Raw genomic sequence first — 6980 nt, forward strand, 5'->3', positions numbered from 1 at the left:
GGCTCAGACCGAAGACAAGGCTTTCATGCATCGGTTTCAGCGCAGCGGCAACTCGACATCCGCAAACATCTGCTCTATCAGCTGTGCATCACGCAATGCCACCGCCTTCTCCACAACATCTCGGGTAAGGTGCGGCGCAAACCGCTCAATAAAATCATACATGTAGCTACGCAGGAAACTGCCCTTTCTAAAACCTATCTTGGTGGTACTGTGGGCAAACAGATGACTGGCGTCTATGGCGACCAGATCCTTATCGATTACAGGATCAATCGCCATGGAAGCTATCACTCCTACGCCGAGCCCCAATCTGACATAAGTCTTGAGCACATCGGCACTTGTGGCACTGAAGACGACCCTGGGCTCAAGCCCGGCACCATGGAAACCCCGCTCAATTTCCGAGGCCTTATCAAAACCGAACACATAAGTGACCAGGGGGAAGCGCGCCAACTCTTCAATGCTAATCTGACTGCGGCTGGCCAGCGGGTGATCCCGAGAAACCACCACAGAGCGATTCCAGTGATAACACGGCAGCATGATGAGATCGGAATAGAGATGCATCGCCTCGGTGGCGATAGCAAAATCGGCGTCACCTCGGGCGGCGGCTTCGCTTATCTGCGATGGCGTACCTTGATGCATATGCAGATTTACCTTGGGATAACGCTCAATAAACTGCCGGATAATCTGTGGCAAAGCGTAGCGGGCTTGGGTATCTGTGGTGGCAATGTTCAGTTCCCCCTGATCGGGCTTGGTGTATTCTTCGGCCACCTTCTTGATACTTTCGACTTTACCAAGGATGTCGTTGGCAATTTTGATAACCTGCTCGCCGGCCGGAGTCACATGGGTCAAGTGTTTGCCACTACGACCGAAGATCTGGATCCCCAGTTCATCCTCCAGCATACGTACCTGCTTACTGATCCCTGGCTGGGAGGTATAAAGGTTTTCGGCGGTCGCGGAAACATTGAGGTTATGATTGACCACTTCTGCAATATATCTGAGCTGTTGCAGTTTCATCTTTAGATCCTTGAACTTCGGCCCCATTCAGGAGCAGAATTGAGTGTTGGAATACCGGACATCTATAATTAATGGTTATAGTATAAAGCAATAACTAAATCAAACAGGAATATAGCCGCGAATGCGAGCTATCTTCAGGACAGATATCTGGTGCTAGGCTAAGATAACTAGGCTAGTTTATTGATTTATTGTAGCATTAACAGAATGATAAAATTTACGGACAGGCTATGGCATTTACTCTTGTACTGCTGCTGATAGGTGCGCTTCTTCTGCTGGTTATCGGTATCAATGTTATTCAGCAACAAAAAGAGCGAGTCGAGGCCGAACGTCGTACTGAGTTGGCTCGTCAGCGAGCGATTTTGGACGAAACTGAAGAAGTTCTCTCCAATACCGGTATGTTTCCCTGCTCTTCACAAATCGTTTTGGTGCTCTACAAGCGCATTCAGGATGCCGCAAGAATTGCCGTTACCCTGAGTAAGGCCAACCAGAAGAGTGACTATGAACGGCGGCTAACCGACCTTGACGCGCTGATCACCAATCTGCAAAACAGTCCCCAACAAACACCTGCGATAGAGAGTTTTCGTCTGCCGGACAATGACCGTCAGGTATTGGTGCTGGTGCAGACTTTGAAAAAACTCAAGGCGATTTTGCGTGCTGAGCATAATAAGGGCAAAGTCGACCCTACTGTTTTTTCCACTGAAGAAGGCCGTATCGACAGCCTGCAACTCAGGATCAATGTCGAAAGTATGCTATCCCGCGCCCGCGCCGCCAGTTATATGAAACAATACGGTTCATCGAGGCAAATGGTGACCAAGGCCCTCGGCACCTTGCATACCATCAAGGCGCAAACCCCGAACGATCCTTTCATTGCCCGCAAAGTGGATGAAGCCAAGCAACTGCTCGATGAAATCATGGGGGCGCAAAAGATGGCTCAGCCCAGTGCTCCAAAACCTAAAAGCGATGAAGATGATATCGATGTGTTGTTCCAGCCTAAGAAAAAATGGTAAGCCGCCAACTGACCTAAAGTAGCTTCAGACAAACAAAGTTCAAAAAGCACCTTCAGGGTGCTTTTGGCTTAATCCAGTCCAATCAAGTCTCTATTAACCCAATCCCCTCTCAGCCAAATCCATCTTGAATAGTCCAAGCGGGTAACCGTTGTTTCCAATAACAGTCAAACATGGGCCGCCGGAAACAAGAAAGCCCTGCAACAGCAGGGCTTTCTTAACTCAGGTTTTTACCTGAAACTTAACTCTTGGCTTTCTTTTTCTTGCTGTTTTCAGCAAACCACTTGCCATCACGATAATGAGCAACCCAACCGGTCGCCTTACCGTCAACTTCGCTGGCCACATATTGCTCTTTAGTCTTACGACTGAACTTCACCAGCGCCGGGTTGCCTTCGTCATCTTTCACCGGCGCATCAGCCAGGAACTGATATTTGGGCCACAGCAACTCGCGGTACTCCACCAACTCAGAGACCAATGGTGCACGGGTCTCTCGGGATCTGGGGAAAGTACTTGCAGCCAGGAAAATACCCGAAGCCCCATCACGCAACACGAAATGAGCGTCTGACTTGCTGCACTTGAGCTCAGGCAAAGGAATTGGATCTTCCTTAGGTGGCGCAACTTCACCATTCTTGAGCAGTTTACGGGTGTTCTTGCACTCGCTGTTGGTGCAGCCAAAGTACTTACCGAAACGGCCGTTCTTCAACTCCATATCACTACCGCAGCGGTCACACTCTATCACTGGGCCTTCGTAGCCTTTGAGTTTGAACTGCCCCTTCTCGACTTCATATCCAGAGCAGGCAGGGTTGTTACCACAAACATGCAGCTTACGGGTTTCATCCAACAGGTAGCTATCCATGGCAGTACCGCAGATGCCACAGCGATGCTTGGCCCTGAGCGCCTCGGTTTCAGCATCTTCGCTCTCGCTAATAGCTTCTTCACCCGGAGTCAGGTTCAGCGTGGTCTTACAACGCTCTTTGGGGGGCAGCTCATAACCGGAACATCCCAGGAACACACCTGTAGTACCGGTACGGATCCCCATTTGGCGACCACAAGTAGGACAGGTTATGTCTGTCAGCACCATCTGGTTGGGGCGCATACCGCCCTCTTCCGGTGGCAGCTCAGCATGTTGCAACTGCTTGGTGAAGTCTTTGTAGAAGCCATCAAGCACCTGTTTCCAGTCGAGTTGCCCCTGAGCGACATTATCCAGGGTCTGTTCCATACCGGCGGTAAAGTCATAGTTCATCAGGTTGGCAAAGTTTTCCACCAGACGTTCACTGACAATTTCACCCATCTTCTCGGCGTAGAAACGGCGGTTTTCCACTTTCACATAACCACGATCCTGGATGGTGGAAATAATAGTGGCGTAAGTAGAGGGACGACCTATGCCGCGCTTTTCCAATTCTTTAACCAGAGAGGCTTCACTGTAACGCGCCGGAGGCTTGGTAAAGTGCTGTTTAGGATCCAGTTGTTTCAGATCCAGTTTATCGCCCTTGGCCAGATATGGCAGAGTGACTTCTTCTTCATTCTTGCGTTTGACCGCAGATTGTACCCGGGTCCAACCATCAAATTTCAACGTACGGCCACTGGCCTTCAGCTCAAACTCACCGGCCTTAACCGTGAGTCTGGTGGCATCATATTGAGCCGGAGTCATCTGACAGGCAACAAACTGGCGCCAGATAAGCTCATAGAGCCGCTGAGCGTCACGTTCCATGTCGGTCAATGACGCAGCATGCACAGAGACATCTGAAGGGCGAATCGCTTCGTGAGCTTCTTGTGCGCCCTCTTTGCTGCCATAACGAATCGGTGCATCCGGCAGGTACTTATCGCCGAACTCTTTGGCAATCATGGTTCTGACGTTATCCAGCGCTTCTTGGCTCAAATTGGTAGAGTCGGTACGCATATAAGTGATATGACCCGCCTCATAAAGACGTTGGGCCATCATCATGGTCTTCTTCACTCCAAAACCGAGACGGGTACTGGCGGCTTGCTGCAGTGTCGAGGTAATAAAGGGAGCGCTGGGCTTGCTTTGAGTAGCCTTGTCTTCGCGGCCAATTACCTCATAACTGGCCGATTGCAGCGCTGCCACCGCAGCCAGCGCCTGGGATTCATTGACCGGCTCAAATGCTTTGCCGTTTTGCTTAACCACTTGCATGGTCAGAGCATCATCGGTAGCAGTCGCCAATTGTGCATGCAGATCCCAGAACTCTTCCGGCACGAAGGCTTTGATTTCGGCTTCCCGCTCAACTACCAAACGCACGGCTACCGACTGAACCCGTCCAGCAGAAAGGCCTCTGGCGACCTTTTTCCACAGCAGTGGCGAAACCATAAAGCCCACGACTCGGTCGAGGAATCGCCGAGCCTGCTGAGCATTGACCATATTGTTGTCAAGATCACTGGGTTTGCTGAAAGCATCCTGAATGGCGCTCTTGGTGATCTCATTGAACACCACCCGCTTATAACGCGAATTGTCGCCGCCTATCACCTGCTGCAGGTGCCAGGCAATCGCTTCCCCTTCTCTATCCAAATCCGTCGCGAGATAGATTTCATCGGCAGAATCGGCCAGCGCTTGCAGTTCTTTTACCACCTTCTCCTTACCAGGCAGAATTTGGTAGTTGGCTTTCCAGCCGTGCTCCGGATCAACCCCCATACGGGCAACCAGAGCCTTTTTCTCTTTCACCTTCTTGTACTTGGCCTTTTCTTCAGGTGACATCTTACGCACTTCAGCGGCGCTTTTGGCCTTGCCGTTGGCGTCGGCGGAGGAGGAAGTCGGCAAGTCACGTATGTGACCCACACTCGACTTAACGATGAATTCTTTACCAAGATATTTGTTGATAGTCTTGGCTTTAGCCGGCGATTCGACAATAACTAGCGATTTACCCATAGTGTGATTTGCGCCAAACGATCTCAGAACGGTGAAAATTGGCACCATATATAGAGGGTTGTCCACGGACTTTCAAGTTAATCCCTCTTTTATGTGTACCGGCGACTCAATTTTTAAGCAGGGTTAAAAAATTGTACAAAATAATATTGCGTAATTAAAAACTAATATTTCATTATTTCACGGCAAGCAAGTAATAGTTATGCATTTGTGATGAAAAAGCACTTTTTGCAGCCTTCCTGGTCGACTTGTGAAGCCTTGGGGCTCAAGTATACTGGAGCCAGTCCAAGGCCTGGATTGGGCCTCTATAACAACCTCAAATACCCCAAAAGGACAAGCAATGAAGCATTTTGAAGCGAATTTTGACGGATTGGTGGGCCCCACCCACAACTATGCAGGCCTGTCGTTCGGCAATGTCGCCTCCCTGAACAATGCCGCCCAGGTAGCCAACCCTAAGGCAGCGGCCAAACAGGGCTTGCAAAAGGCCAAGGCCCTGGCCGACATGGGGATGGTCCAGGGCATGCTGGCGCCGCAAGAACGCCCTGATCTACATACACTACGAAGGATAGGTTTTAACGGCACAGATAAAGAAGTCTTGCAAAAGGCGGCCGAGCAGGCACCAGCTGTGCTCAGAGCCTGTTGTAGTGCTTCCAGCATGTGGACCGCCAATGCCGCAACCGTATCCCCAAGCGCCGATACCCATGATGGCCGCGTTCACTTTACTCCGGCCAACCTGGTGGATAAGTTGCATCGCTCAATTGAGCCGCAAACCACTGGTAACATTCTCAAGGCCATTTTCAGCGACAGTCGTTATTTTGTACACCACCAGCACCTGCCGGAACACAGTAGTTTTGGTGATGAAGGCGCTGCCAACCACACCCGCCTATGTCAGGAATATGGTCATGCCGGAGTCGAAGTCTTTGTTTACGGCCAGGAAGCTACCAACCCTCAGGCCATAAAACCGAAGAAGTTTCCCGCCAGACAAACGCTGGAAGCCTCTCAGGCTATCGCCCGTTTACATCGTCTCGATGAAGACAACACTGTCTTTATTCAACAAAATCCTGAGGTGATAGATCAAGGCGTATTCCACAATGATGTGATCGCTGTCGGTAACCGCAATGTGCTTTTTCATCACGAGCAGGCCTTTGTCGATACCAAGGCCAAGCTGGCAGAGATCCGGGCCAAGCTGGAAGGTGATATCCATTTCATTGAAGTACCGACCGCCAAAGTCAGTATTCAGGATGCGGTCAAATCCTACCTGTTCAACACTCAGTTATTGAGCATGAGTGACGGCAAAATGGTTATCATAGCGCCAACCGATTGTGCCGAGAATCCGGCGGTAAAAGCCTATCTGGATGAATTGCTGACTCTGGATACACCAATCCAGAAAGTTGAATATTTTGATGTTAAACAAAGCATGCAAAACGGTGGTGGCCCGGCTTGCCTTCGCCTGAGGGTCGCCATGAATGATGCCGAGTTGACAGCCATCAATCAGCATGTACTGCTCGACGATAACCTGTTTACTCGCCTCAACGCCTGGGTGGACAAACACTACCGCGACCGCTTGTTACCCGCAGACTTGGCCGACCCACAACTAATAGTCGAGTCCCGTACCGCGCTGGATGAACTGACTCAGATAATGAAACTCGGCAGCGTCTATCAGTTCCAGCGATAAGTTTTAGCTTAATTTCTACATTTTAAATCACTTCCGCACAATATCGGCCTCTGTTCATGAGGCCGACTTTTTAGCGGCATAGAAGCGCCACCGTTATCACGGCTGCGACAATATGATGGATTGTCAAAAGCGTGGCCTGGTTGAGATTGAGCGCAAAGGTTACAACAGCGATAGTACCCGCCTCCGTCGCAATCAATTTGGAGAATTACAAGGGTCAAATAAAAAATCGACGCTGGGCGATAAGGATGAAGAAAAAAGCCCCCAAAGTCGGTCAAGCCTCCAACCATAAGGGTGGTCCCTATCAGCAGAAGGAACAAGCGCTGTGGCAAAGTATCTTGGACAAAGAGGGTAAGAAAAACCACCTGGCAATCTTTACCAACACCGAAACTGGCAAGGTACGTTACTTTTGGCA

General features: G+C 50.2%; 4 protein-coding genes. 2 read left to right on the forward strand and 2 right to left on the reverse strand.

Annotated elements, in window-relative coordinates:
* Positions 1–36: 36 nt before the first annotated feature.
* Positions 37–1011 (reverse strand): HTH-type transcriptional regulator CysB, encoded by a 975-nt coding sequence (gene cysB / locus ACMHXE_RS02960; protein WP_025011034.1) that lies wholly within the window; start codon positions 1009–1011, stop codon positions 37–39.
* Between the two features lie 227 nt (positions 1012–1238).
* Here cysB and ACMHXE_RS02965 point away from each other — a divergent pair, with 227 nt between their 5' ends.
* Positions 1239–2018 (forward strand): hypothetical protein, encoded by a 780-nt coding sequence (locus ACMHXE_RS02965; RefSeq protein WP_101056191.1) that lies wholly within the window; start codon positions 1239–1241, stop codon positions 2016–2018.
* A gap of 238 nt (positions 2019–2256) precedes the next feature.
* On the opposite strand, the gene topA is transcribed toward ACMHXE_RS02965, so the two are convergent.
* Complete coding sequence (gene topA, locus ACMHXE_RS02970; protein ID WP_101056193.1) at positions 2257–4896, reverse strand: type I DNA topoisomerase; 2640 nt, start codon at positions 4894–4896, stop codon at positions 2257–2259.
* A 337-nt stretch (positions 4897–5233) separates the two neighbouring features.
* Between topA and astB the strand changes: the two genes are divergently transcribed.
* Positions 5234–6568, forward strand: coding sequence for an N-succinylarginine dihydrolase (gene astB, locus ACMHXE_RS02975; RefSeq protein ID WP_165564862.1), 1335 nt, complete (start codon positions 5234–5236; stop codon positions 6566–6568).
* Positions 6569–6980: the final 412 nt, after the last annotated feature.

This window comes from Shewanella sp. BJSY2023SW007 (assembly GCF_047314525.1).
GTDB classification, from domain to species: domain Bacteria; phylum Pseudomonadota; class Gammaproteobacteria; order Enterobacterales; family Shewanellaceae; genus Shewanella; species Shewanella chilikensis.

Excerpts from the sequence above, each read along its gene's own strand:
- cysB (WP_025011034.1), bottom strand. The coding sequence starts at position 1,011 with ATGAAACTGCAACAGCTCAGATATATTGCAGAAGTGGTCAATCATAAC.
- ACMHXE_RS02965 (WP_101056191.1), top strand. The coding sequence starts at position 1,239 with ATGGCATTTACTCTTGTACTGCTGCTGATAGGTGCGCTTCTTCTGCTG.
- topA (WP_101056193.1), bottom strand. The coding sequence starts at position 4,896 with ATGGGTAAATCGCTAGTTATTGTCGAATCGCCGGCTAAAGCCAAGACT.
- astB (WP_165564862.1), top strand. The coding sequence starts at position 5,234 with ATGAAGCATTTTGAAGCGAATTTTGACGGATTGGTGGGCCCCACCCAC.